The sequence below is a fragment of the Escherichia sp. 94.0001 genome (assembly GCF_013369155.2).
Classification (GTDB): domain Bacteria; phylum Pseudomonadota; class Gammaproteobacteria; order Enterobacterales; family Enterobacteriaceae; genus Escherichia; species Escherichia coli_F.
In genome coordinates this window covers 150,067-175,450 of sequence record NZ_JABWMS020000004.1, presented here as the reverse complement: position 1 = coordinate 175,450, position 25,384 = coordinate 150,067, and the positions used below count along the sequence as shown (strand labels likewise).

Below are 25,384 nucleotides of genomic sequence, written 5' to 3'. Positions count from 1 at the left end.
TATTGACTATTAGCTGCGTGAATATGTGACTACACTTTGTGGGAAAACAAAGGCGTAAACACGCGAGTTAACTATGATCCTCATAATTTATGCGCATCCGTATCCGCATCATTCTCATGCGAATAAACGGATGCTTGAACACGCAAGGACGCTGGAAGGCGTCGAAGTTCGCTCTCTTTATCAACTCTATCCTGACTTCAATATCGATATTGCTGCCGAGCAGGAGGCGTTGTCTCGCGCCGACCTGATCGTCTGGCAGCACCCGATGCAGTGGTACAGCATTCCTCCGCTCCTTAAACTTTGGATCGATAAAGTCTTCTCGCACGGCTGGGCTTACGGTCACGGCGGCACGGCACTGCATGGTAAACATTTACTGTGGGCGGTGACGACCGGCGGCGGGGAAAGTCATTTTGAGATTGGCGCGCATCCGGGCTTTGATGTGCTGTCGCAGCCGCTACAGGCGACGGCAATCTACTGCGGGCTGAACTGGCTGCCACCGTTTGCTATGCACTGCACCTTTATTTGTGACGACGAAACCCTCGAAGGGCAGGCGCGTCATTATAAGCAACGTCTGCTGGAATGGCAGGAGGCATATCATGGATAGCCATACGCTGATTCAGGCGCTGATTTATCTCGGTTCGGCGGCGCTGATTGTACCTATTGCGGTGCGCCTTGGGCTTGGCTCGGTTCTTGGCTACCTGATCGCGGGCTGCATTATTGGCCCGTGGGGGCTGCGACTGGTGACCGATGCCGAATCTATTCTGCACTTTGCCGAGATCGGCGTGGTGCTGATGCTGTTTATTATCGGCCTCGAACTTGATCCACAAAGGCTGTGGAAGTTGCGTGCGGCAGTGTTTGGTGGTGGTGCATTACAGATGGTGGTTTGCGGCGGCCTGCTGGGGCTGTTCTGCATGTTCCTTGGTCTGCGCTGGCAGGTAGCGGAACTGATCGGCATGACACTGGCGCTCTCATCAACGGCAATTGCCATGCAGGCGATGAATGAACGCAACCTGATGGTGACACAAATGGGCCGTAGCGCCTTTGCGGTGCTGCTGTTCCAGGATATCGCCGCGATCCCGCTGGTAGCGATGATCCCGCTACTGGCGGCGAGCAGTGCCTCGACGACGATGGGCGCATTTGCTCTCTCGGCGTTAAAAGTGGCGGGTGCACTGGTGCTGGTGGTACTGCTGGGGCGCTATGTCACGCGTCCGGCGCTGCGTTTTGTTGCCCGCTCTGGCTTGCGGGAAGTGTTTAGTGCCGTGGCGTTATTCCTCGTGTTTGGCTTTGGTTTGCTGCTGGAAGAGGTCGGCTTGTCGATGGCGATGGGGGCGTTTCTGGCGGGCGTACTGCTGGCAAGCTCGGAATACCGCCATGCGTTGGAAAGCGATATCGAGCCATTTAAAGGTTTGCTGTTGGGGCTGTTTTTCATCGGTGTTGGCATGTCGATAGACTTTGGCACGCTGATTGAAAACCCATTGCGCATTGTCATTTTGCTGCTCGGTTTCCTCATCATCAAAATCGCCATGCTGTGGCTGATTGCCCGACCGTTGCAGGTGCCAAATAAACAGCGTCGCTGGTTTGCGGTGTTATTAGGACAGGGCAGTGAGTTTGCCTTTGTAGTATTTGGTGCGGCGCAGATGGCGAATGTGCTGGAGCCGGAGTGGGCGAAATCGCTGACCCTGGCGGTGGCGCTGTCGATGGCAGCAACGCCGATTCTGCTGGTGATCCTCAATCGCCTTGAGCAATCTTCTACTGAAGAGGCGCGTGAAGCCGATGAGATCGACGAAGAACAGCCGCGGGTAATCATTGCCGGATTCGGTCGTTATGGACAGATTACCGGACGTTTACTGCTCTCCAGCGGGGTGAAAATGGTGGTGCTCGATCATGATCCTGACCATATCGAAACCTTGCGCAAATTTGGCATGAAAGTGTTTTACGGCGATGCCACGCGGATGGATTTACTGGAGTCTGCCGGAGCGGCGAAAGCAGAAGTGCTGATTAACGCCATTGACGATCCACAAACCAACCTGCAACTGACGGAGATGGTGAAAGAACATTTCCCGCATCTGCAGATTATTGCCCGCGCCCGCGATGTCGATCACTACATTCGTTTGCGTCAGGCAGGCGTTGAAAAGCCAGAGCGTGAAACCTTTGAAGGTGCGCTGAAAACCGGGCGTCTGGCGCTGGAAAGTTTAGGTCTGGGACCGTATGAAGCACGGGAGCGCGCCGATGTTTTTCGCCGTTTTAATATTCAGATGGTGGAAGAGATGGCAATGGTTGAGAACGACACCAAAGCCCGTGCGGCGGTCTATAAACGTACCAGCGCGATGTTAAGTGAGATCATTACTGAGGACCGTGAACATCTGTCATTAATTCAACGACATGGCTGGCAGGGCACCGAAGAAGGTAAACATACCGGCAGCATGGCGGATGAACCGGAAACGAAACCCTCATCCTAATAAAGAGTGACGTAAATCACACTTTACAGCTAACTGATTGTTTTTGTTTCATTGTAATGCGGCGAGTCCAGGGGGAGAGCGTGGACTCGCCAGCAGAATATAAAATTTTCCTCAACATCATCCTCGCACCAGTCGACGACGGTTTACGCTTTACGTATAGTGGCGACAATTTTTTATATCCAGGGTAAATCAATGATTAGTCTGATTGCGGCGTTAGCGGTAGATCGCGTTATCGGCATGGAAAACGCCATGCCGTGGAACCTGCCTGCCGATCTCGCCTGGTTTAAACGCAACACCTTAAATAAACCCGTGATTATGGGCCGCCATACCTGGGAATCCATCGGTCGTCCGCTGCCAGGACGCAAAAATATTATCCTCAGCAGTCAACCGGGTACGGATGATCGCGTAACGTGGGTGAAGTCGGTGGATGAAGCCATCGCGGCGTGTGGTGACGTACCAGAAATCATGGTGATTGGCGGTGGTCGCGTTTATGAGCAGTTCCTGCCGAAAGCGCAAAAACTGTATCTGACGCATATCGACGCAGAAGTGGAAGGCGACACCCATTTCCCGGATTACGAGCCGGATGACTGGGAATCGGTATTCAGCGAATTCCACGACGCTGATGCGCAGAACTCTCATAGCTATTGCTTTGAGATTCTGGAACGGCGGTAAGTTTGTATATTAGAATTCCGGCATCACTGATACGTGCAGATATCCGTGCATACTAGACGTATAAATTGTACAGGAGCACGATATCATGACTGCAAAACGTACCACACAAAGTGTGACCGTCACCGTCGACCGTGAGTTAGTCAATCGCGCTCGTGATGCAGGCTTAAATATGAGCGCCACCCTTACGGTTGCGCTCAATGCTGAACTTAAAAAACATGCAGCAACACGTTGGCGTGAAGAGAACGCAGAAGCTATCGCTGCGTTAAATCAATTGGCTGATGAAACCGGATGTTTCTCTGATGAGTACCGGAGCTTCTAGCGATGCAATTTACGGTATACCGCAGTCGCGGCAGGAACGCCGCGTTGCCCTTTGTTATCGATGTTACCAGCGACATTATTGGTGAGATTAATCGCCGTATCGTTAATCCATTAACACCTATTGAACGATTTAGCCATATTCGCCCACCAGAACGGCTTAACCCAATCCTTTTACTGGTAGACGGCAAAGAATATGTGCTCATGACGCATGAGACTGCAACTGTTCCAGTTAACACGCTGGGAACGAAATTTTGCGATGCCAGCGCGCACCGAACTTTGATTAAAGGAGCATTAGATTTTATGCTCGACGGGATTTAAGACGCGACCGCCTCTCCCTCACCCATATCTTTATGCCGGTTCGACGGCTGGACAAAATACTGTTTATCTTCCCAGCGCAGGCAGGTTAATGTACCCCCCCAGCAGCAGCCGGTATCCAGCGCGTAAATACCTTCCGGCGTACCTTTGCCCTCCAGCGATGCCCAGTGACCAAAGGCGATGCTGTACTCTTCAGCGACGGGGCCAGGAATCGCAAACCACGGTTTCAGTGGGGCAGGGGCTTCTTCCGGCGATTCTTTGCTGTACATATCCAGTTGACCGTTCGGGAAGCAAAAACGCATACGGGTAAAGGCGTTGGTGATAAACCGCAGTCTTCCCAGCCCCCGCAATTCCGGTGACCAGTTATTTGGCATATCGCCGTACATGGCATCAAGGAAGAAGGGGTAGGAGTCGCTCGACAGCACCGCTTCTACATCGCGCGCGCACTCTTTGGCAGTCTGCAGATCCCACTGCGGCGTGATCCCGGCGTGGGCCATCACCAACTTTTTCTCTTCGTCGATTTGCAGCAGAGGCTGGCGACGCAGCCAGTTAAGCAGCTCGTCGGCATCCGGCGCTTCCAGCAGCGGTGTCAGGCGATCTTTCGGTTTATTGCGGCTGATCCCGGCGAATACCGCCAACAGATGCAGATCGTGATTGCCCAGCACCAGACGTACGCTGTCGCCTAAGGATTTCACATAGCGCAGAACATCCAGCGAACCTGGGCCGCGCGCAACCAGATCGCCTGTTAGCCAGAGGGTATCTTTCCCAGGGGTAAATTCTACTTTATGCAGCAATGCGATCAGTTCATCGTAACAACCATGAACGTCGCCAATAAGGTATGTCGCCATATTCTTTTAATGAATGAGTGTGGGAACGGCGAGTCGGAATACGGGAATGTCGATGCTGAAAGGGACGCCATTTTCATCGATCATTTCGTAGTGACCCTGCATGGTGCCCAGCGGGGTTTCAATGATTGCACCGCTGGTGTACTGGTACTCTTCGCCAGGCGCGATAAGTGGCTGAACGCCAACCACTCCTTCGCCCTGGACTTCGGTTTCACGGCCATTGCCATTGGTGATCAGCCAGTAACGCCCCAACAACTGCACTGGCGCTCGCCCCAGATTGCGTATGGTTACGGTATAAGCAAAAACGTAACGTTCATTATCAGGTGAAGATTGTGCCTCAATGTAGACGCTTTGAACCTGAATACACACTCGGGGCGAATTGATCATCGTTAACTCTCCTGCAAAGGCGCGTTCTCCGCCAGATAGTTCGCCATCTGGCAATATTGCGCGACAGAGATATTTTCCGCTCGCATCGCCGGGTCGATCCCCATTCCCGTTAACACCTCGACGCTAAACAGGTTGCCGAGGCTGTTACGAATGGTTTTACGACGCTGGTTAAAGGCTTCGGTGGTGATGCGGCTCAACACGCGAACATCTTTGACCGGGTGAGGCATCGTTGCATGAGGAACCAGGCGCACGACGGCGGAATCCACTTTGGGTGGTGGTGTAAAGGCTGACGGCGGTACTTCCAGCACCGGGATCACGTTGCAATAGTATTGCGCCATGACGCTTAATCGACCATACGCCTTGCTGTTCGGTCCTGCAACCAGACGATTCACCACCTCTTTTTGCAACATAAAGTGCATGTCGGCAATGGCATCAGTATAGCTAAACAGATGGAACATCAACGGCGTGGAGATGTTATAAGGCAGGTTGCCGAAAACACGCAGCGGCTGGCCCATTTTCTCGGCCAGTTCGCCAAAGTTAAAGGTCATCGCATCCTGCTGATAAATCGTCAGTTTCGGGCCTAAGAATGGATGCGTTTGCAGACGTGCCGCCAGATCGCGGTCAAGTTCGATGACCGTCAGCTGGTCCAGACGTTCGCCGACCGGTTCGGTCAATGCCGCCAGACCGGGGCCGATTTCGACCATCGCCTGGCCCTTCTGCGGGTTAATGGCAGAAACAATGCTGTCGATCACGAACTGATCGTTGAGAAAGTTTTGCCCGAAGCGTTTACGGGCTAAGTGGCCCTGGTGGACTCGATTATTCATTGGGTGTTAACAATCATTTTGATGGCGAGATTAAGCGCCGTAATAAAACTGCCGACATCGGCTTTGCCACGTCCCGCTAGTTCAAGCGCGGTGCCGTGGTCCACTGATGTGCGAATAAAGGGCAGGCCCAGCGTAATGTTCACACCGCGCCCGAAGCCCTGGTATTTTAGCACGGGAAGACCCTGATCGTGGTACATCGCCAGCACGGCGTCGGCGTTATCGAGATATTTCGGCTGAAACAGGGTATCGGCAGGCAGCGGCCCGTTGAGTTTCATCCCCTGCGCCCGCAGCTCGTCGAGCACCGGAATAATGGTGTCTATCTCTTCCGTACCCATATGACCGCCTTCGCCCGCGTGCGGATTCAGCCCGCAGACCAGAATGCGCGGTTCGGCAATACCAAATTTGGTCCGCAAATCGTGATGCAAAATAGCAATCACTTCGTGCAAAAGTGCAGGGGTGATAGCATCTGCGATATCGCGCAGCGGTAAATGCGTCGTTGCCAGCGCCACGCGAAGTTCTTCGGTCGCCAGCATCATCACCACTTTTTTCGCCTGCGAACGCTCTTCGAAAAACTCGGTATGACCGGTAAAGGGAATGCCTGCGTCGTTAATGACGCCTTTATGCACGGGGCCTGTGATCAGCGCAGCAAATTCACCGTTCAGACAGCCATCACACGCTCGCGCCAGCGTCTCCACCACATAATGCCCATTTTCAACCGCTAACTGCCCCGCAGTGACAGATTCACGTAGCGCGACAGGAAGTAGCGTTAATGTGCCCGCAGTTTGCGGTTGTGCAGGGGAGTTGGGGGAATAAGGGCGGAGGGTGAGCGGTAAACCGAGCATCGCTGCCCGGTCGGTAAGGAGAGTGGCATCGGCACAAACAACCAGTTCGACCGGCCACTCACGCTGTGCAAGCTGGACAACTAAGTCCGGGCCAATCCCGGCGGGCTCGCCGGGAGTGATCACAACACGTTGGGTTTTAACCATTAGTTGCTCAGGATTTTAACGTAGGCGCTGGCACGTTGTTCTTGCATCCAGCTTGCTGCTTCTTCCGAGAACTTACGGTTCATCAGCATGCGGTACGCACGATCTTTCTGCGCCGCGTCGGTTTTATCGACATTACGGGTATCCAGCAGTTCGATTAAATGCCAGCCGAATGAAGAGTGAACCGGTGCACTCATTTGACCTTTGTTCAGGCGGGTCAGGGCGTCACGGAAGGCCGGATCGAAAATATCTGGTGTAGCCCAGCCGAGATCGCCGCCCTGGTTAGCAGAGCCTGGATCCTGAGAAAACTCTTTCGCTGCAGCGGCAAAAGTCGTTTTACCACTCTTGATATCGGCAGCAATTTGCTCCAGTTTCACGCGGGCCTGTTCGTCGGTCATGATCGGCGACGGTTTCAGCAGAATATGGCGAGCATGAACTTCGGTCACCGAGATGTTTTTGCTTTCGCCGCGCAGGTCGTTAACTTTCAGAATATGGAAGCCAACGCCGGAACGAATCGGGCCAACAATGTCGCCTTTCTTCGCGGTGCTTAATGCCTGGGCGAAGATCCCCGGCAACTCCTGAATACGACCCCAGCCCATCTGACCGCCGTTCAGCGCCTGCTGGTCGGCAGAATGAGCAATCGCCAGCTTACCGAAATCAGCGCCATTACGCGCCTGATCGACAATGGCACGCGCCTGGCTTTCCGCTTCGTTCACTTGATCAGAGGTCGGGTTTTCCGGCAGCGGGATCAGGATGTGGCTCAGGTTCAGCTCAGTGCTGGCATCGTTTTGGTTACCCACCTGCTGCGCCAGAGATTCGACTTCCTGCGGCAGGATAGTGATGCGACGACGCACTTCGTTGTTACGCACTTCAGAGATAATCATCTCTTTGCGGATCTGGTTACGATAGGTGTTGTAGTTCAGCCCATCGTAAGCCAGACGGCTGCGCATCTGATCCAGCGTCATGTTGTTTTGTTTAGCGATGTTAGCAATCGCCTGATCGAGCTGCTCATCGGAGATTTTCACTCCCATTTTCTGCCCCATCTGCAGGATGATTTGATCCATGATCAAACGTTCCATGATTTGGTGGCGCAGCGTCGCGTCATCAGGAAGTTGCTGTCTTGCCTGAGCAGCGTTCAGTTTTACCGACTGCATTAATCCATCAACGTCGCTTTCCAGCACGACGCCGTTATTGACGACGGCTGCGACTTTATCGACTACCTGGGGGGCAGCGAAACTGGTATTCGCGATCATGGCGATACCGAGAAGCAGCGTTTTCCAGTTCTTCATACTTTTTCCATTTCAATTAACCGCACTGCGGATTACGTGGTAAATCAACAAATCACAAAGTGTTTTGATACGGCAGAATGTTCGAACGCAGCATCTCTTGCGTACCCAGACCGTAGTTGGAGCTCAGGCCGCGAAGTTCGATGTTAAAGCCGATTGCGTTGTCATATACCGCATGTTGTTTATCGTTATCCCAACCGTTCAGCTTCCGCTCGTAACCGACGCGAATCGCATAGCAGCAGGAGCTATATTGCACACCTAACATAGAGTCGGCTTGCTTGTTCGCATTGGTGTCGTAGTAGTAGGCCCCGACAATTGACCAACGATCGGCAATTGGCCAGCTGGCGACGGCACCTACCTGCGAAATACCATTCTTATACTGCTCTGCCGTGGAATAGTACTTAGGCAGCGTAGCCTGAATATATTCCGGGCTGGCGTAACGGTAGTTCAACTGCACCAGACGGTCTTCATCCCGACGGTATTCAATGCTGGAGTTACTGGTTGCTACGTTATCCAGACGTGTATCGTACTGAATCCCGCCACGCAATCCCCAACGCTCGGAGATACGCCAGTAAGTATCGCCTGCCCACACCAGCGAGCCCGTTTTGTCGTCATTCTCCCATGTTATGTTGTCATCGCCAGTGCGAGACTCCGTGAAATAGTAGATTTGACCAACGGAAATATTAAAACGTTCAACGGCAGCATCATCATATATGCGAGATGTGACACCGGTCGTCACCTGGTTAGCGGAGGCAATACGGTCAAGACCGCCATAAGTCCGGTCCCGGAACAGGCCTGAGTAGTCAGATTGCAGCAGAGACGAGTCGTAGTTATAGATGTCGCTCTGATCGCGATACGGCACGTACAAATACTGCGCGCGCGGTTCCAGCGTTTGGGTATAACCCGGTGCCAGCATTTCCATATCGCGTTCAAAGACCATTTTGCCGTCAACTTTGAATTGCGGCATTACGCGGTTAACGGATTCGTCCAGTTTGGTTGTGTTTCTGGAGTTATACCAGTCAAGATTAGTTTGCTGATAATGGGTTGCCAGCAACTTCGCTTCGGTATTGATGCTGCCCCAGTTATTAGAGAGCGGCAAATTGATGGTCGGTTCCAGGTGAACACGGGTTGCTTCAGGCATGTCGTCTCTGGTGTTAACAAAGTGCACAGCCTGGCCGTAAATGCGCGTATCAAATGGACCAACATCATTCTGGTAGTAGTTAACGTCTAACTGCGGTTCTGCCGAGTAGCTACTGGTGTTCTGTTCGCTGAAGACCTGGAACTGCTTGGTTGAAACGGTGGCATTGAAGTTTTGCACCGCATAGCCAACGCTGAATTTTTGCGTTGCGTAGCCGTCAGTACTGGAACCGTACTTGTTATCAAAATCATTGAAGTAGCTAGGATCGCTGACCTTGGTGTAGTCGACGTTGAAACGCCACACCTGATCCATGACCCCGGAGTGGTTCCAGTAGAACAACCAACGACGTGAACTGTCATCGTTCGGGTGTTCATCTTCATAGACTTTATCGGAAGGCAGATAGTCCAGTTCCATCAAACCTGCGCCCGCCTGGGAGAGGTAGCGGAATTCGTTCTCCCACATGATGTTGCCACGACGATGCATATAATGCGGCGTGATGGTGGCATCCATATTTGGCGCGATGTTCCAGTAATATGGAAGGTAGAACTCAAAGTAGTTGGTGGTGGTGTACTTGGCGTTCGGGATCAAGAAACCAGAGCGACGTTTGTCACCCACCGGCAACTGCAAATATGGGCTATAAAAGATCGGTACCGGACCCACCTTAAAGCGGGCGTTCCAGATCTCCGCAACTTGTTCTTCGCGGTCATGAATAATTTCGCTACCTACCACGCTCCAGGTGTCAGAACCCGGCAGACAGGAGGTAAAGCTACCGTTATCCAGAATGGTATAGCGGTTTTCGCCACGTTGTTTCATCAGGTCCGCTTTACCGCGGCCCTGACGACCCACCATCTGGTAATCACCTTCCCAGACGTTGGTATCTTTGGTGTTCAGATTCGCCCAGCCTTTCGGCCCTTTGAGGATCACCTGGTTATCGTCGTAATGGACATTACCGAGCGCATCAACGGTACGTACCGGCTCCGGTTGTCCTGGTGCCTCTTTTTGATGGAGCTGCACTTCGTCGGCCTGCAGACGGCTGTTACCCTGCATGATATCCACGCTGCCAGTAAACACGGCGTCATCCGGGTAGTCCCCTTTCGCGTGGTCAGCATTGATAGTCACGGGTAAGTCATTGGTATCGCCCTGTACCAGAGGACGGTCATAGCTTGGCACGCCCAACATGCACTGTGAGGCGAGGTCGGCTGCCAGTCCCTGTTGACTATAAAGGGCGGTGGCAATCATGGTGGCCAGGAGAGTGGGGATACGTTTTTTCATACGTTGATTTTATTGTTCCATCATCGGTAACGTTGCGCGTGACAAACGGTCAGAGACTAACGTACTCGTCATCTCTACGCTAGTGTTAATCCTGTCCGAATAGCGTCAGTGGTGTTAGGCACGGCATTGAATGACAGGTATGATAATGCAAATTATAGGCGATGTCCCACAATTGACCGCAGCCGGAAAACGGTAAAAGCACCTTTATATTGTGGGAGATAGCCCTGATATCCGTGTGTCGATTTGGGGAATATATGCAGTATTGGGGAAAAATCATTGGCGTGGCCGTGGCCTTACTGATGGGCGGCGGCTTTTGGGGCGTAGTGTTAGGCCTGTTAATTGGCCATATGTTTGATAAAGCCCGTAGCCGTAAAATGGCGTGGTTCGCCAACCAGCGTGAGCGTCAGGCGCTGTTTTTTGCCACCACTTTTGAAGTGATGGGCCATTTAACCAAATCCAAAGGTCGCGTCACGGAGGCTGATATTCATATCGCCAGCCAGTTGATGGACCGAATGAATCTGCATGGCGCTTCCCGTACTGCGGCGCAAAATGCATTCCGGGTTGGAAAATCAGACAATTACCCACTGCGCGAAAAGATGCGCCAGTTTCGCAGTGTCTGCTTTGGTCGTTTTGACTTAATTCGTATGTTTCTGGAGATCCAGATTCAGGCGGCGTTTGCTGATGGTTCGCTGCATCCGAATGAACGGGCGGTGCTGTATGTCATTGCTGAAGAATTAGGGATCTCCCGCGCCCAGTTTGACCAGTTTTTGCGCATGATGCAGGGCGGTGCACAGTTTGGCGGCGGTTATCAGCAGCAATCTGGCGGTGGTAACTGGCAGCAAGCGCAGCGTGGCCCGACGCTGGAAGATGCCTGTAATGTGCTGGGCGTGAAGCCGACGGATGATGCGACCACCATCAAACGTGCCTACCGTAAGCTGATGAGTGAACACCATCCCGATAAGTTGGTGGCGAAAGGTTTGCCGCCTGAGATGATGGAGATGGCGAAGCAAAAAGCGCAGGAAATTCAGCAGGCCTATGAGCTGATAAAGCAGCAGAAGGGGTTTAAATAACCCTGTAAATGATGCTGAGTAACTGCCCACGATTAAAGGTGGCCGCCCTGGCGGTCACTTCTTTGAGAAAAGGCGTTTACTCAGAATGGTGGACAGGCTCAATGCACGGTTTACGGGAGGGGGTCTGTTGGTTTTATCGCGTTGACCCTGCTTAAGGTTGAGAGCTTTACGACGAGCGGAATTATATTTTTACGTCTTAAAAATAAAAAACACATATCTGAATGAGCGATTTTTGAAAGTATATTTATTCAGAGCGCGCATCATGAGTTTTTAACTCAATGCGAGGCTATTACCATGAAAGTATCAGTTCCAGGCATGCCGGCAACACTTTTAAATATGAACAATAACGATATTTATAAGATGGTGAGCGGGGACAAGATGGACGTGAAGATGAATATCTTTCAACGCTTGTGGGAGACGTTACGTCATCTGTTCTGGTCAGATAAACAGACTGAGGCTTATAAACTTCTGTTCAATTTCGTGAATAAAAAGGCTGGCAACATCAACGCCTCAAAATACTTTACTGGGGCTGTCAACGAGAATGAGAAAGAAAAGTTTATCCATAGTCTGGAATTATTCAATGAACTCAAAACATGCGTAAAAAATCCGGATGAGATGGTCGCAAAGGGCAATATGCGCTGGGTCGCCGAGACCTTCGGTGATATCGAGTTAAGTGTCACTTTTTTTATTGAAAATAAGGAGATATGTACTCAGACGTTGCAGCTGCATAAAGGCCCAGGTAACTTGGGCGTTGATCTTAGAGAGGCTTACCTTCCCGGCGTTGACATGAGGGATTGTTACTTTGGTAAAAAAATAATGAAATATAGCAATGAAAACCTTTACATGAAACCTGGGTGGAATGCTAACCTGGACGGTGCTACCCTGGACGGTGCTATCCTGGACGGTGCTACCGTGGACGGTGCTACCCGCCTATATGCTGAGGTAATTATTATTAATAAAATCACCCCCAAAAAAATTGTTACTGAAGGAGTTGCTACTAAACAAAGTACTGCTGAAAAATTATTGCCAACGCAATTATTGAATGATCCAGAATAAGCTAAGGTTGAAGGGGCTGGAACGCCCCTTCAACCTTAGCAGTAGCGTGGGATGATTTCACAATTAGAAAGACCTGCATGATGAGCTAGAGAAGAGGCTGGTGATGCAAGGCGTCGTGCACGACGCGGATCACCGAGATGGGCATCGCCAACCAGACGGCTAATTAGCCCATGAATAACAATCAGAAAGGACCATAACAAACCCGATAAAATGAAATATTAGAGACGATCAACGGGTGAAAAAAAGTTCAAAAATTCGCTGTGGAGCAGGAAGGGAATTACCGAATGGAAAGCGTAGCCACACGCAACAACTGAAAGCAGTTTGGCAGAAAAAAAAATCCCCGGACTCGGGGATTTATGTACAAGAGGCAGCCCTTAGGATGAGGGTATAAACATACAGGAAAGGTTAAAAATCCGCTGGCGCTTTAAACGTCATACTATTGCCATACGCCGGATGGGTAATCGTCAGCATCTCTGCATGTAGTAACAAACGCGGTGCCATAGCTCTCGCTTCTGGTGATGCATAAAAACGATCGCCGAGAATCGGATGACCCAGCGCCAACATATGCACACGCAGCTGATGCGAACGCCCGGTAATCGGTTTTAACACCACTCTTGCCGTGTTATCCGCTGCATACTCCACCACTTCATATTCCGTCTGCGCAGGCTTGCCCGTTTCGTAACAGACTTTCTGTTTTGGGCGGTTTGGCCAGTCGCAAATCAGCGGCAGATCTACCAGACCTTCTGCAGGGGATGGATGCCCCCAGACGCGGGCCACATACTGCTTTTTCGGCTCGCGCTCGCGGAACTGGCGTTTTAACTCCCGCTCCGCGGCTTTGGTCAGCGCCACTACAATCACGCCACTGGTAGCCATATCCAGACGATGCACCGATTCCGCCTGCGGATAATCACGCTGAATGCGCGTCATCACGCTGTCTTTGTGCTCTTCCAGACGACCCGGCACAGACAACAAACCGCTCGGCTTGTTGACCACCATAATATGGTCATCCTGATACAGGATAACCAACCAGGGTTCCTGCGGTGGATTGTAGTTTTCCATCCCCATTTTCGGCTCCGTTACTGATGCGTCACAACGATCAAACGCAGGGCATCCAGACGCCAGCCTGCCTGATCCAGACTTTCCATTACCTGCTGACGGTTGCTCTCAATAGCGGTCAGTTCGTCGTCACGAATGTTCGGGTTCACTGCGCGCAGCGCTTCCAGACGAGACAGCTCGGCAGACAGTTTTTCGTCGGCTTCGTTACGCGCTGCATCAATCAATGCACGGGCAGATTTCTCGATCTGCGCTTCACCCAGCTGAAGGATAGCGTGAACATCTTGCTGCACGGCATTAACCAGCTTGCTGCCAGTGTGGCGGTTAACCGCGTTAAGCTGACGGTTAAAGGTTTCAAACTCCACCTGCGCCGCCAGGTTGTTGCCATTTTTATCCAGCAGCATACGTACCGGCGTCGGCGGCAGGAAGCGGTTGAGCTGCAACTGCTTCGGAGCCTGGGCTTCAACGACATAAATCAGTTCCACCAACAGCGTACCTACCGGCAACGCTTTGTTTTTCAACAGTGAAATCGTGCTGCTACCGGTATCGCCAGAGAGGATCAGATCCAGACCGTTGCGGATCAGCGGATGCTCCCAGGTAATAAACTGCGCATCTTCACGCGCCAGCGCCACTTCACGATCAAAGGTGATGGTGATGCCATCTTCCGACAGGCCCGGGAAGTCCGGCACCAGCATATGATCGGACGGCGTCAGCACGATCATGTTGTCGCCGCGATCGTCCTGATTGATACCGATAATATCGAACAGGTTCATGGCGAAGGCGATCAGGTTGGTATCGTCATCCTGCTCTTCAATGCTTTCAGCTAATGCCTGCGCTTTTTCGCCACCGTTGGAATGGATCTCCAGCAGGCGGTCACGACCCTGTTCCAGCTGTGCCTTCAACGCCTCGTGCTGCTCGCGGCAGTTTTTGATCAGATCGTCAAAGCCTTCGGTTTGATCCGGTGAGGCCAGGTAGTTAATCAGATCGTTATACACGCTATCGTAGATAGTGCGTCCGGTCGGGCAGGTGTGCTCGAATGCATCCAGACCTTCGTGATACCAGCGTACCAGTACCGACTGAGCGGTTTTTTCCAGATAAGGCACATGGATCTGAATATCGTGCGCCTGACCGATACGATCCAGACGACCAATACGCTGCTCCAGCAGATCCGGGTTGAACGGCAGATCGAACATTACCATGTGGCTGGCGAACTGGAAGTTACGCCCTTCAGAACCGATTTCCGAACACAGCAGCACCTGCGCGCCGGTGTCTTCTTCGGCAAACCATGCCGCAGCGCGGTCACGCTCAATAATCGACATGCCTTCGTGGAACACCGCGGCGCGGATACCTTCACGCTCACGCAGTACCTGCTCCAGTTGCAGCGCGGTAGCGGCTTTAGCGCAGATCACCAGCACTTTCTGTGAGCGATGGCTGGTCAGGTAACCCATCAGCCACTCAACGCGCGGATCGAAGTTCCACCAGGTGGCGTTATCGCCTTCAAATTCTTGATAAATACGCTCCGGGTAGAGCATATCGCGAGCGCGGTCTTCGGCACTTTTACGTGCGCCCATAATGCCGGACACTTTAATCGCCGTCTGATACTGCGTCGGCAGCGGCAGTTTAATAGTGTGTAGCTCGCGTTTCGGGAAGCCTTTAACGCCGTTACGGGTGTTACGGAACAGCACGCGGCTGGTGCCGTGGCGATCCATCAGCATGGAAACCAGTTCCTGACGGGCGCTCTGGGCATCTTCGCTGTCGCTGTTTGCCGCCTGCAGTAACGGCTCAATATCCTGCTCGCCGATCATCTCACCGAGCATGTTCAGTTCGTCATTGCTGAGTTTGTTACCTGCCAGCAGCATGGCAACGGCATCTGCTACTGGACGATAATTTTTCTGCTCTTCAACGAACTGCGCGAAATCGTGGAAACGGTTCGGGTCCAGCAGACGCAGACGGGCGAAGTGGCTTTCCATCCCCAGTTGTTCCGGGGTTGCGGTCAGCAGCAGAACGCCGGGCACGTGCTCAGCCAGTTGTTCAATGGCCTGATATTCGCGGCTCGGCGCATCTTCGCTCCACACCAGGTGATGCGCTTCATCGACCACCAGCAGGTCCCATTCGGCTTCACAGAGATGTTCCAGACGCTGTTTGCTACGACGGGCAAAATCCAGCGAGCAAATGACCAGCTGTTCGGTGTCGAACGGGTTGTAAGCGTCGTGCTGGGCTTCGGCGTAACGCTCATCATCAAACAGGGCAAAACGCAGGTTGAAACGGCGCAGCATTTCTACCAGCCACTGATGCTGTAAGGTTTCCGGGACGATAATCAGTACACGTTCAGCAGCGCCAGAGAGCAACTGCTGATGCAGGATCATCCCGGCTTCAATGGTTTTCCCTAAACCCACTTCGTCAGCCAGCAGGACGCGCGGCGCATGGCGGCGACCAACATCATGAGCGATGTTGAGCTGATGCGGGATCAGACTGGTACGCTGACCGCGCAGGCCGCTGTACGGCATACGGAACTGTTCGCTGGAATATTTACGTGCGCGATAACGCAGCGCAAAGCGGTCCATACGGTCAATCTGCCCGGCAAACAGACGGTCCTGCGGTTTGCTGAACACCAGTTTGCTATCAAGGAAAACTTCACGCAGGGCTACGCCGGACTCTTCAGTATCCAGGCGAGTACCGATATAGGTCAGCAAGCCATTTTCTTCTTTTACTTCTTCGACTTGCATCTGCCAGCCGTCATGGCTGGTAATGGTATCACCAGGGTTGAACATCACGCGGGTCACGGGGGAATCACTGCGTGCGTACAGACGGTTTTCACCAGTAGATGGGAAAAGTAAAGTGACAGTTCGCGCATCCACCGCGACAACGGTTCCAAGTCCCAATTCGCTTTCTGTATCGCTGATCCAGCGTTGACCAAGTGTAAAAGGCATATGTGTTCGGCTCTATATCTTTAATTGCAGGCAATAACCACCCGCTACCGTGCTTATGAGGTAGTGGTGTTATTCAGGTCCAGGAATGGAAAGGGCGCTATGGTACTGGATGGCAAAGCATTCGTCACGCATCAAAATGGTATCTGGCGAACTCTTTTTTTGCTCAAAATAGCCCAAGTTGCCCGGTCATAAGTGTAGCAAAATTATCCTCAATAAAAGGGAGTATTCCCTCCGCCACGGGTTGTAGCTGGCGGGTCAGATAGTGTTCGTAATCCAGCGGTGAACGTTGGTAGTCCAGCGGCTCCGGGCCGTTGGTGGTCCATACGTACTTAATGGTGCCGCGGTTCTGATATTGCAAGGGGCGACCGCGCTTTTGGTTTTCTTCATCGGCAAGGCGAGCGGCGCGTACATGAGGCGGAACATTACGCTGATATTCGCTCAGCGGACGGCGAAGGCGTTTACGGTAAACCAGCCGCGCATCCAGTTCACCCGCCATCAGTTTGTCGATGGTTTCGCGAACGTACTCCTGATATGGCTCGTTGCGGAAGATACGCAGGTAAAGCTCCTGCTGAAACTGCTGGGCCAGCGGCGTCCAGTCGGTGCGCACGGTTTCCAGCCCTTTAAACACCATCCGCTGCTTATCGCCCTCCTGAATCAGCCCGGCATAACGTTTTTTACTGCCGGTATCGGCTCCGCGAATGGTTGGCATCAGAAAACGGCAGAAATGGGTTTCATACTCCAGTTCTAATGCGCTGGTCAGCTGTTGTTTTTGCAGCGTTTCTGCCCACCAGGCGTTAACGTGCTGCACCAGTGCACGACCGATTTTCGCCGCTTCTTCTTCCGAATGTGCGCCTTTCAGCCAGACAAACGTTGAGTCGGTATCGCCGTAGATCACGTCGTAGCCCTGCGCTTCAATCAACGCTTTGGTTTGCCGCATGATCTGATGACCACGCATGGTGATCGACGATGCCAGGCGCGGATCGAAGAAGCGACAGGCGGTAGTACCGAGCACGCCGTAAAAGGCATTCATAATGATCTTCAGCGCCTGCGACAACGGTTTATTGCCCTGGCGTTTGGCTTCATCGCGCCCGTGCCAGATGTTAGTCACAATCTCCGGCAGGCAATGTTTCTCCCGCGAGAACCAGGCATCGAGAAAGCCTTCGGTGCTGTGCTCTGGATCAGGCTGCGCCATGCCTTCCACCAGCCCGACGGGATCAATCAGATAGGTGCGGATGATCGAGGGGTACAGGCTTTTGTAGTCCAGCACCAGTACCGAATCATAAAGCCCAGGCCGCGAATCCATCACATAGCCGCCAGGGCTGGCGTGCGGCGGCACTTCGCCGAGATTAGGCGCGACATAACCAGCGCGATGCATTCGCGGAAAATAGAGATGACCAAACGCTGCCACCGACCCCCCGTGCCGATCTACCGGCAGGCCGTTAACCGTCGCTCGTTCGAGTAGAAACGGCATGATTTCAGTTTTGTGGAAGATCTGCGTCACCAGCTCGCAATCTTTCAGGTTATAAGTCGCCAGCGCAGGTTTATCTTCGGCGAAACGGCGGTCAATTTCGTCCATCCGATCCCACGGGTTATCGATAGATTTTCCTTCGCCTAATAACTCCTGAGCGACGGTTTCCAGCGAGAAAGAAGAGAAATTCCAGAATGCAGATTTCAGCGCCTCGATACCGTCGATAATTAGCCGACCTTTAGCCAGGGCAAAAAACACACCGTTTTTAAAGCCATGCTCGCGCCACTCCAGCTCACTGTTATCGCGCCCCAGACGCAGTGGAATACGGTAGCGCTCGGCATGTTTTTGCAGCATTCGCAGATCGAACTGCACCACGTTCCAGCCGATGATCACATCAGGATCGTGGTTAGCAAACCAGGCGTTGAGTTTTTCCAGCAGCTGCGGACGACTGGCGACGTACTCCAGTTCGAAATCAAGCGCGGAGGCATCGCCATTCTCCGGCCCCAGCATATAAACGATGCGCTGCCCGCAGCCTTCCAGACCGATGCAGTACAGTTCACCGTGGCGGGTGGTTTCAATATCAATAGAAACCCACTTGAGCGGCGGGCGGTAGTCGGGATGCGGTTTCAGACGGGCATTAACGATAGCGCCATTGCGCACATCACCCTCTACCCACACCGGAGTGGTGATAAACCGCTCCATCAGATAGCGTTCTGGCGGGCGCACATCGGCCTCGTAGACGGTAACGCCAGCTTCACGCAGGCGCTTTTCGTAATTCATTAACTGGCGATGGGCGCGACAGTAAAGGCCATACACCGGCTGGCGATGAAAATCCTTTAACGCCAGCGGCGTCAGGCGAAAGCCTTGTTCACCCTGCAAAATATGCTGGGCGCGGGGAACCTGATCGGCGGGAATAAACGCCACGGACTCTTGCGGTGCAAGCATAACCTGTAACGGCCCGTTGTCCGTCGCTAACCAGAAAGAGACCTCTGTCCCTTGCGGGGTGTCCCGCCAGTGTCGGGTTAAGATAAAACCTGCCTGCGCCACGCTGAAATTCCATCAAAAAACCAGGCTTGATTATAGCCTGGTTTCGTTTGATTGGCTGTGGTTTTATACAGTCATTACTGCCCGTAATATGCCTTCGCACCATGCTTACGCAGATAGTGTTTATCCAGCAATGTTTGCTGCATATCCGGTAACTGCGGAGCAAGCTGGCGGCAGAAAATCCCCATATAAGCGACTTCTTCCAGCACGATGGCGTTATGCACTGCGTCTTCAGCGTTTTTACCCCATGCAAACGGGCCGTGAGAATGGACCAGAACGCCAGGCATTTGCGCTGCGTCGATACCCTGTTTTTCGAAAGTTTCAACGATGACGTTACCGGTTTCCCACTCATATTCGCCATTGATTTCTGCATCGGTCATTTTGCGAGTGCAGGGAATGGTGCCGTAGAAATAGTCGGCGTGGGTGGTGCCGGTTGCCGGAATTGACTGGCCCGCCTGCGCCCAGATGGTGGCGTGGCGGGAGTGCGTATGCACAATGCCGCCAATGGACGGGAATGCCTGATAGAGCAGCCGGTGAGTTGGCGTGTCGGAGGAGGGCTTTTTCGTACCTTCAACCACTTCACCGGTTTCGATGCTGACCACGACCATATCGTCAGCGGTCATGACGTTGTAATCGACGCCGGAAGGTTTGATCACCAGGACGCCGCGCTCGCGATCAACGGCGCTGACATTGCCCCATGTGAGCGTGACCAGGTTGTGTTTTGGCAGCGCCAGGTTGGCTTCTAAGACCTGGCGTTTGAGATCTTCTAACATGTTGACTCCTTCGTGCCGGATGCGCTTTGCTTATCCGGCCTACAAAATCACAGCGCGTAGGCCTGATAAGACGCGTCAGCGTCGCATCAGGCGTTACATACCTGATGCAGCTACTTAGCGACGAAACCCGTAATACACTTCGTTCCAGCGCAGCGCGTCTTTAAACGCTGGCAGGCGGGTGTCGTTATCAATCACCGTGATTTCAATGTCGTGCATCTCGGCAAACTGGCGCATATCGTTGAGGTTCAACGCATGGCTGAAGACGGTGTGGTGCGCGCCACCAGCAAGGATCCACGCTTCGGAAGCGGTTGGTAGATCCGGCTGCGCTTTCCACAGCGCATTCGCCACCGGCAGTTTCGGCAGGGTGTGCGGCGTTTTCACCGTGTCGATGCAGTTAACCAGCAGACGGTAACGATCGCCGAGATCAATCAAGCTGGCGACAATGGCCGGACCGGTTTGGGTGTTGAAGATTAGGCGGGCCGGGTCGTCTTTACCACCAATACCGAGGTGCTGAACGTCGAGGATCGGTTTCTCTTCTGCGGCGATCGACGGGCAGACTTCCAGCATGTGGGAGCCGAGCACCAGGTCATTACCTTTCTCGAAGTGGTAGGTATAGTCCTCCATAAAAGAGGTGCCGCCCTGCAGACCGGTTGACATCACCTTCATGATGCGAAGCAGGGCGGCAGTTTTCCAGTCGCCTTCGCCCGCAAAGCCGTAGCCCTGCTGCATCAGACGCTGCACGGCCAGGCCTGGAAGCTGCTTCAGACCGTGCAAATCTTCAAAGGTGGTGGTGAACGCATGGAAGCCACCTTGTTCCAGGAAACGCTTCATCCCCAGCTCAATACGCGCAGCTTCCAGCACGTTCTGCCGTTTTTCGCCGTGGATTTGTGTCGCAGGCGTCATGGTGTAGCAGCTTTCGTACTCATCGACCAGCGCGTTAACATCGCCATCGCTGATGGAGTTCACCACCTGCACCAGATCGCCAACCGCCCAGGTATTGACGGAGAAACCGAATTTGATTTGTGCGGCAACTTTATCGCCATCGGTAACCGCTACTTCACGCATGTTATCGCCAAAGCGGCAAACTTTCAGATGACGGGTATCCTGTTTAGAGACCGCCTGACGCATCCATGAGCCGATACGCTCATGTGCCTGTTTATCCTGCCAGTGACCGGTAACGACAGCATGTTGCTGACGCATACGCGCGCCAATGAAGCCGAACTCGCGACCGCCATGTGCAGTCTGGTTCAGGTTCATAAAGTCCATATCGATGCTATCCCACGGCAGCGCCGCGTTGAACTGGGTGTGGAATTGCAGCAACGGTTTGTTGAGCATGGTCAGGCCGTTGATCCACATTTTGGCCGGGGAAAAGGTGTGCAGCCATACCACCAGACCAGCGCAACGATCGTCGTAATTCGCGTCACGGCAAATAGCGGTGATTTCATCCGGCGTGGTGCCCAGCGCTTTCAGCACCAGTTTGCAGGGCAGTTTCGCTTCCGTATTCAGCGCATTAACGACGTGTTCGGCATGTTGGGTGACCTGACGTAGGGTTTCGGGGCCATACAGGTGCTGGCTGCCAATTACAAACCACACTTCATAATTATCAAAAATCGTCATTGTCGTGTCCTTATAGAGTCGGAACGGCCTGGGCAGCCTGTGCCGGGGTGGAAGTTGGAAGATAGTGTTGTTCGGCGCTCATCGCCCATTGCTGATAGCGGCGATAAAGCTGTTCAAAGCGTTGTGCCTGTTCGCTGCGAGGTTGCAGGGTTTTCTCTACCGCACTGGCCATTTTTTGCTGTGCTGATGGGATGTCTGCGTGCACTTTCGCGGCGACGGCAGCAAAAATCGCCGCACCGAGCGCACAGCACTGGTCAGAGGCAACAATTTGCAGCGGGCGATTCAGCACGTCGCAGCAGGCCTGCATAATGACCTGGTTTTTGCGCGCGATGCCGCCCAGTGCCATCACGTTATTGACGGCGATCCCCTGATCGGTGAAGCACTCCATAATTGCGCGTGCACCAAAGGCGGTGGCAGCAATTAAACCGCCGAACAGCAGCGGAGCATCGGTGGCGAGGTTCAGATCGGTAATCACGCCTTTCAGGCGTTGGTTCGCGTTTGGCGTGCGGCGGCCGTTAAACCAGTCGAGTACTACCGGCAGGTGATCCAGAGACGGATTTTTGGCCCATGCTTCGGTCAGCGCCGGGAGCAGTTGTTTCTGGCTGGCTTTGATTTGCTCTTTCAGTTCCGGATGTTGGGCGGCAAGCTGTTCCAGCGGCCAGCCGAGTACGCGACCGAACCAGGCGTAGATATCACCAAACGCCGATTGGCCTGCTTCCAGACCGATAAATCCAGGCACCACGCTGCCATCAACCTGACCGCAAATGCCTTTAACTGCCCGCTCGCCAACGCTCTGTTTGTCGGCAATCAGAATGTCGCAGGTGGAAGTACCGATAACTTTTACCAGAGCGTTAGGCTGTGCGCCTGCGCCAACTGCGCCCATATGGCAGTCAAACGCGCCGCCGGAAATCACCACGCTTTCAGGCAGGCCGAGACGCTGTGCCCATTCCGGGCATAACGTGCCCACTGGAATATCGGCAGTCCAGGTGTCAGTGAACAGCGGGGAAGGCAAATGGCGATTGAGGATCGGGTCCAGTTCGTCAAAGAAACTGGCTGGCGGCAGGCCGCCCCAGCTTTCGTGCCACAGAGATTTATGTCCGGCGCTGCAACGTCCGCGGCGAATATCCTGCGGGCGCGTGGTGCCACTGAGCAGGGCGGGCACCCAGTCGCAAAGTTCAATCCAAGATGCGGCAGATTGCGCCACGGCGCTGTCCTGGCGAGTCACATGCAGGATTTTTGCCCAGAACCATTCGCTGGAATAAATACCGCCAATATAGCGGGAGTAGTCAACTTTGCCCGGCGCGTGACACAAACGGGTGATCTCTTCCGCTTCTTCAACCGCGGTGTGGTCTTTCCACAATACGAACATCGCGTTCGGGTTTTCGGCAAACTCCGGGCGCAGCGCCAGTACATTACCGTCGGCATCAATCGGTGCGGGCGTTGAGCCGGTTGTGTCTACGCCAATCCCGACCACGGTTGCGCGCTGTTCGGCACTAAGCGCTGCCAGCACGGTTTTCAGCGCCGCTTCCATTGACTCAATGTAGTCACGCGGATGATGACGGAACTGGTTATTTGGGGCATCACAAAATTGCCCTTTCTGCCAACGGGGATACCACTCTACGCTGGTGGCGATCTCTTTACCGGTGGCGCAGTCCACCGCCAAAGCTCGCACAGAATCACTGCCAAAATCGAGGCCAATTGCAATCGCCATCGTTTCACTCCATCCAAAAAAACGGGTATGGAGAAACAGTAGAGAGTTGCGAAAAAAAGCGTCAGGTAGGATCCGCTAATCTTATGGATAAAAATGCTATGGCATAGCAAAGTGTGACGCCGTGCAAATAATCAATGTGGACTTTTCTGCCGTGATTATAGACACTTTTGTTACGCGTTTTTGTCATGGCTTTTGTCCCGCTTTGTTACAGAATGCTTTTAATAAGCGGGGTTACCGGTTGGATTAGCGAGAAGAGCCAGTAAAAGACGCAGTGACGGCAATGTCTAATGCAATATGGACAATTGGTTTCTTCTCTGAATGGCGGGAGTATGAAAAGTATGGCTGAAGCGCAAAATGATCCCCTGCTGCCGGGATACTCGTTTAACGCCCATCTGGTGGCGGGTTTAACGCCGATTGAGGCCAACGGATATCTCGATTTTTTTATCGACCGACCACTGGGAATGAAGGGTTATATTCTCAATCTCACCATACGCGGCCAGGGGGTGGTGAAAAATCAGGGACGAGAATTTGTCTGCCGACCGGGTGATATTTTGCTGTTCCCGCCAGGAGAGATTCATCACTACGGTCGTCATCCGGAGGCTCGCGAATGGTATCACCAGTGGGTTTACTTTCGTCCGCGCGCCTACTGGCATGAATGGCTTAACTGGCCGTCAATATTTGCCAATACGGGTTTCTTTCGCCCGGATGAAGCGCACCAGCCGCATTTCAGCGACCTGTTTGGGCAAATCATTAACGCCGGGCAAGGGGAAGGGCGCTATTCGGAGCTGCTGGCGATAAATCTGCTTGAGCAATTGTTACTTCGGCGCATGGAAGCAATTAACGAGTCGCTCCATCCACCGATGGATAATCGGGTACGCGAGGCTTGTCAGTACATCAGCGATCACCTGGCAGACAGCAATTTTGATATCGCCAGCGTCGCACAGCATGTTTGCCTGTCGCCGTCGCGTCTGTCACATCTGTTCCGCCAACAGTTAGGGATTAGTGTCTTAAGCTGGCGCGAGGACCAACGCATTAGTCAGGCGAAGCTGCTTTTGAGCACCACCCGGATGCCTATCGCTACCGTCGGTCGCAATGTTGGCTTTGACGATCAACTTTATTTCTCGCGGGTATTTAAAAAATGCACCGGGGCCAGCCCAAGTGAGTTCCGTGCCGGTTGTGAAGAAAAAGTGAATGATGTAGCCGTCAAGTTGTCATAATTGGTAACGAATCAGATAATTGACGGCTTGACGGAGTAGCATAGGGTTTGCAGAATCCCTGCTTCGTCCATTTGACAGGCACATTATGCAAGCATTGCTGGAACACTTTATTACCCAATCCACCGTGTATTCATTGATGGCGGTAGTGTTGGTGGCCTTTTTGGAGTCGCTGGCGCTGGTCGGTTTGATTCTGCCCGGTACGGTGCTGATGGCGGGGCTGGGAGCGCTGATTGGCAGCGGCGAGTTAAGTTTCTGGCACGCCTGGCTGGCAGGGATTGTCGGTTGTCTGATGGGCGACTGGATCTCCTTCTGGCTGGGCTGGCGTTTTAAAAAGCCGTTGCATCGCTGGTCGTTTCTGAAGAAGAACAAAGCATTACTCGATAAAACTGAACATGCGTTGCATCAACACAGCATGTTTACCATTCTGGTCGGTCGTTTTGTCGGCCCGACGCGTCCGCTGGTGCCAATGGTGGCGGGAATGTTGGATCTCCCGGTGGCGAAATTTATTACGCCAAATATTATCGGCTGCCTGTTATGGCCTCCGTTTTACTTCCTGCCGGGGATTCTGGCGGGTGCGGCGATCGATATTCCTGCCGGGATGCAGAGCGGTGAATTTAAGTGGTTGCTGCTGGCAACAGCGGTGTTTTTGTGGGTTGGCGGCTGGCTGTGCTGGCGGTTATGGCGCAGTGGTAAAGCGACTGACCGTTTAAGTCATTATTTGTCGCGCGGTCGTTTGTTGTGGCTGGCACCGTTAATTTCTGCCGTCGGTGTAGTGGCGCTGGTAGTGTTAATTCGCCACCCGTTGATGCCGGTATATATCGATATTTTGCGGAAAGTGGTTGGGGTTTAGGGGATAGTCTGTGCGGGTTGCCTGATGCGACGCTTGCCGCGTCTTATCAGGCCTACAAAACGCACTGTCCGTAGGTCGGATAAGGCGTTCACGCCG

At 53.1% G+C, this 25,384-nt stretch carries 21 protein-coding genes and 1 pseudogene; 9 read left to right on the top strand and 13 right to left on the bottom strand.

Going from position 1 to position 25,384, the window contains the following annotated elements; genetic code table 11:
- Positions 1–73: 73 nt before the first annotated feature.
- The 5 genes from kefF (at position 74) to HEN33_RS03840 (ending at position 3,767) form a co-directional block, all read left to right on the top strand.
- Complete coding sequence (gene kefF / locus HEN33_RS03860; protein ID WP_000600701.1) at positions 74–604, top strand: glutathione-regulated potassium-efflux system oxidoreductase KefF; 531 nt, start codon at positions 74–76, stop codon at positions 602–604.
- Complete coding sequence (gene kefC, locus HEN33_RS03855) at positions 597–2,459, top strand: glutathione-regulated potassium-efflux system protein KefC (RefSeq protein WP_176262756.1); 1,863 nt, start codon at positions 597–599, stop codon at positions 2,457–2,459. Before kefF ends, kefC begins: the two co-directional genes overlap by 8 nt.
- A gap of 192 nt (positions 2,460–2,651) precedes the next feature.
- Positions 2,652–3,131: a type 3 dihydrofolate reductase gene (folA, locus tag HEN33_RS03850; RefSeq protein WP_000624375.1), complete on the top strand. Its 480-nt coding sequence runs from the start codon at positions 2,652–2,654 to the stop codon at positions 3,129–3,131.
- An 85-nt stretch (positions 3,132–3,216) separates the two neighbouring features.
- Positions 3,217–3,450, top strand: coding sequence for a type II toxin-antitoxin system CcdA family antitoxin (locus tag HEN33_RS03845; protein WP_000125566.1), 234 nt, complete (start codon positions 3,217–3,219; stop codon positions 3,448–3,450).
- 2 nt (positions 3,451–3,452) lie between these two features.
- The gene (locus HEN33_RS03840; RefSeq protein WP_032302363.1) at positions 3,453–3,767 is read left to right on the top strand and encodes a CcdB family protein; all 315 of its coding nucleotides are present in this window, start codon (positions 3,453–3,455) and stop codon (positions 3,765–3,767) included.
- Here HEN33_RS03840 and apaH read toward each other — a convergent pair.
- The 6 genes from apaH to lptD are packed head-to-tail and all read right to left on the bottom strand — an operon-like array spanning position 3,764 to position 10,499.
- The gene (gene apaH / locus HEN33_RS03835; RefSeq protein ID WP_000257196.1) at positions 3,764–4,612 is read right to left on the bottom strand and encodes a bis(5'-nucleosyl)-tetraphosphatase (symmetrical) ApaH; all 849 of its coding nucleotides are present in this window, start codon (positions 4,610–4,612) and stop codon (positions 3,764–3,766) included. The two genes, HEN33_RS03840 and apaH, sit on opposite strands and share 4 nt — an antisense overlap.
- A gap of 6 nt (positions 4,613–4,618) precedes the next feature.
- On the bottom strand, positions 4,619–4,996 hold the full coding sequence (apaG, locus tag HEN33_RS03830; RefSeq protein WP_000610901.1) for a Co2+/Mg2+ efflux protein ApaG: 378 nt from the start codon (positions 4,994–4,996) through the stop codon (positions 4,619–4,621).
- Between the two features lie 2 nt (positions 4,997–4,998).
- Positions 4,999–5,820, bottom strand: a complete 822-nt coding sequence (gene rsmA, locus HEN33_RS03825) for a 16S rRNA (adenine(1518)-N(6)/adenine(1519)-N(6))-dimethyltransferase RsmA (RefSeq protein ID WP_001065381.1) — start codon at positions 5,818–5,820, stop codon at positions 4,999–5,001.
- Complete coding sequence (pdxA, locus tag HEN33_RS03820) at positions 5,817–6,806, bottom strand: 4-hydroxythreonine-4-phosphate dehydrogenase PdxA (RefSeq protein ID WP_000241247.1); 990 nt, start codon at positions 6,804–6,806, stop codon at positions 5,817–5,819. The genes rsmA and pdxA overlap by 4 nt, the downstream gene beginning before the upstream one ends.
- The gene (surA, locus tag HEN33_RS03815) at positions 6,806–8,092 is read right to left on the bottom strand and encodes a peptidylprolyl isomerase SurA (protein ID WP_000800457.1); all 1,287 of its coding nucleotides are present in this window, start codon (positions 8,090–8,092) and stop codon (positions 6,806–6,808) included. Before surA ends, pdxA begins: the two co-directional genes overlap by 1 nt.
- Before the next feature lie 52 nt (positions 8,093–8,144).
- Complete coding sequence (gene lptD, locus HEN33_RS03810; RefSeq protein ID WP_000746151.1) at positions 8,145–10,499, bottom strand: LPS assembly protein LptD; 2,355 nt, start codon at positions 10,497–10,499, stop codon at positions 8,145–8,147.
- Positions 10,500–10,753: 254 nt separating this feature from the next.
- On the opposite strand from lptD, the gene djlA reads away from it, so the two are divergent.
- On the top strand, positions 10,754–11,569 hold the full coding sequence (gene djlA / locus HEN33_RS03805; RefSeq protein WP_001200573.1) for a co-chaperone DjlA: 816 nt from the start codon (positions 10,754–10,756) through the stop codon (positions 11,567–11,569).
- Between the two features lie 294 nt (positions 11,570–11,863).
- Positions 11,864–12,625, top strand: a complete 762-nt coding sequence (gene espY1 / locus HEN33_RS03800) for a T3SS effector EspY1 (protein ID WP_088541454.1) — start codon at positions 11,864–11,866, stop codon at positions 12,623–12,625.
- Positions 12,626–12,641: 16 nt separating this feature from the next.
- Here the strand turns inward: espY1 and HEN33_RS03795 are convergent.
- The 7 genes and pseudogenes from HEN33_RS03795 to araB form a co-directional block, all read right to left on the bottom strand.
- A pseudogene (locus HEN33_RS03795) lies at positions 12,642–12,820 on the bottom strand (transposase DNA-binding-containing protein); the annotation flags it as partial.
- 210 nt (positions 12,821–13,030) lie between these two features.
- Positions 13,031–13,690 carry a bifunctional tRNA pseudouridine(32) synthase/23S rRNA pseudouridine(746) synthase RluA gene (gene rluA / locus HEN33_RS03790; protein ID WP_000525176.1) on the bottom strand — a complete coding sequence of 220 codons (660 nt, stop codon included), beginning with the start codon at positions 13,688–13,690 and terminating at the stop codon, positions 13,031–13,033.
- A gap of 11 nt (positions 13,691–13,701) precedes the next feature.
- On the bottom strand, positions 13,702–16,608 hold the full coding sequence (rapA, locus tag HEN33_RS03785; RefSeq protein ID WP_001117011.1) for an RNA polymerase-associated protein RapA: 2,907 nt from the start codon (positions 16,606–16,608) through the stop codon (positions 13,702–13,704).
- A 163-nt stretch (positions 16,609–16,771) separates the two neighbouring features.
- Complete coding sequence (gene polB / locus HEN33_RS03780; RefSeq protein WP_176262757.1) at positions 16,772–19,123, bottom strand: DNA polymerase II; 2,352 nt, start codon at positions 19,121–19,123, stop codon at positions 16,772–16,774.
- Positions 19,124–19,197: 74 nt separating this feature from the next.
- A complete protein-coding gene (gene araD, locus HEN33_RS03775) occupies positions 19,198–19,893 on the bottom strand; it encodes an L-ribulose-5-phosphate 4-epimerase (RefSeq protein WP_000888679.1) in 696 nt (231 codons plus the stop codon).
- A gap of 114 nt (positions 19,894–20,007) precedes the next feature.
- Positions 20,008–21,510 carry an L-arabinose isomerase gene (gene araA, locus HEN33_RS03770; protein ID WP_176262758.1) on the bottom strand — a complete coding sequence of 501 codons (1,503 nt, stop codon included), beginning with the start codon at positions 21,508–21,510 and terminating at the stop codon, positions 20,008–20,010.
- Between the two features lie 10 nt (positions 21,511–21,520).
- Positions 21,521–23,221 carry a ribulokinase gene (gene araB, locus HEN33_RS03765; protein WP_176262759.1) on the bottom strand — a complete coding sequence of 567 codons (1,701 nt, stop codon included), beginning with the start codon at positions 23,219–23,221 and terminating at the stop codon, positions 21,521–21,523.
- 338 nt (positions 23,222–23,559) lie between these two features.
- Between araB and araC the strand changes: the two genes are divergently transcribed.
- Positions 23,560–24,438, top strand: a complete 879-nt coding sequence (gene araC, locus HEN33_RS03760; RefSeq protein ID WP_001300811.1) for an arabinose operon transcriptional regulator AraC — start codon at positions 23,560–23,562, stop codon at positions 24,436–24,438.
- An 85-nt stretch (positions 24,439–24,523) separates the two neighbouring features.
- Entirely contained in the window at positions 24,524–25,288 is a 765-nt protein-coding gene (locus HEN33_RS03755) for a DedA family protein (protein ID WP_105271185.1), read from the top strand.
- Positions 25,289–25,384: the final 96 nt, after the last annotated feature.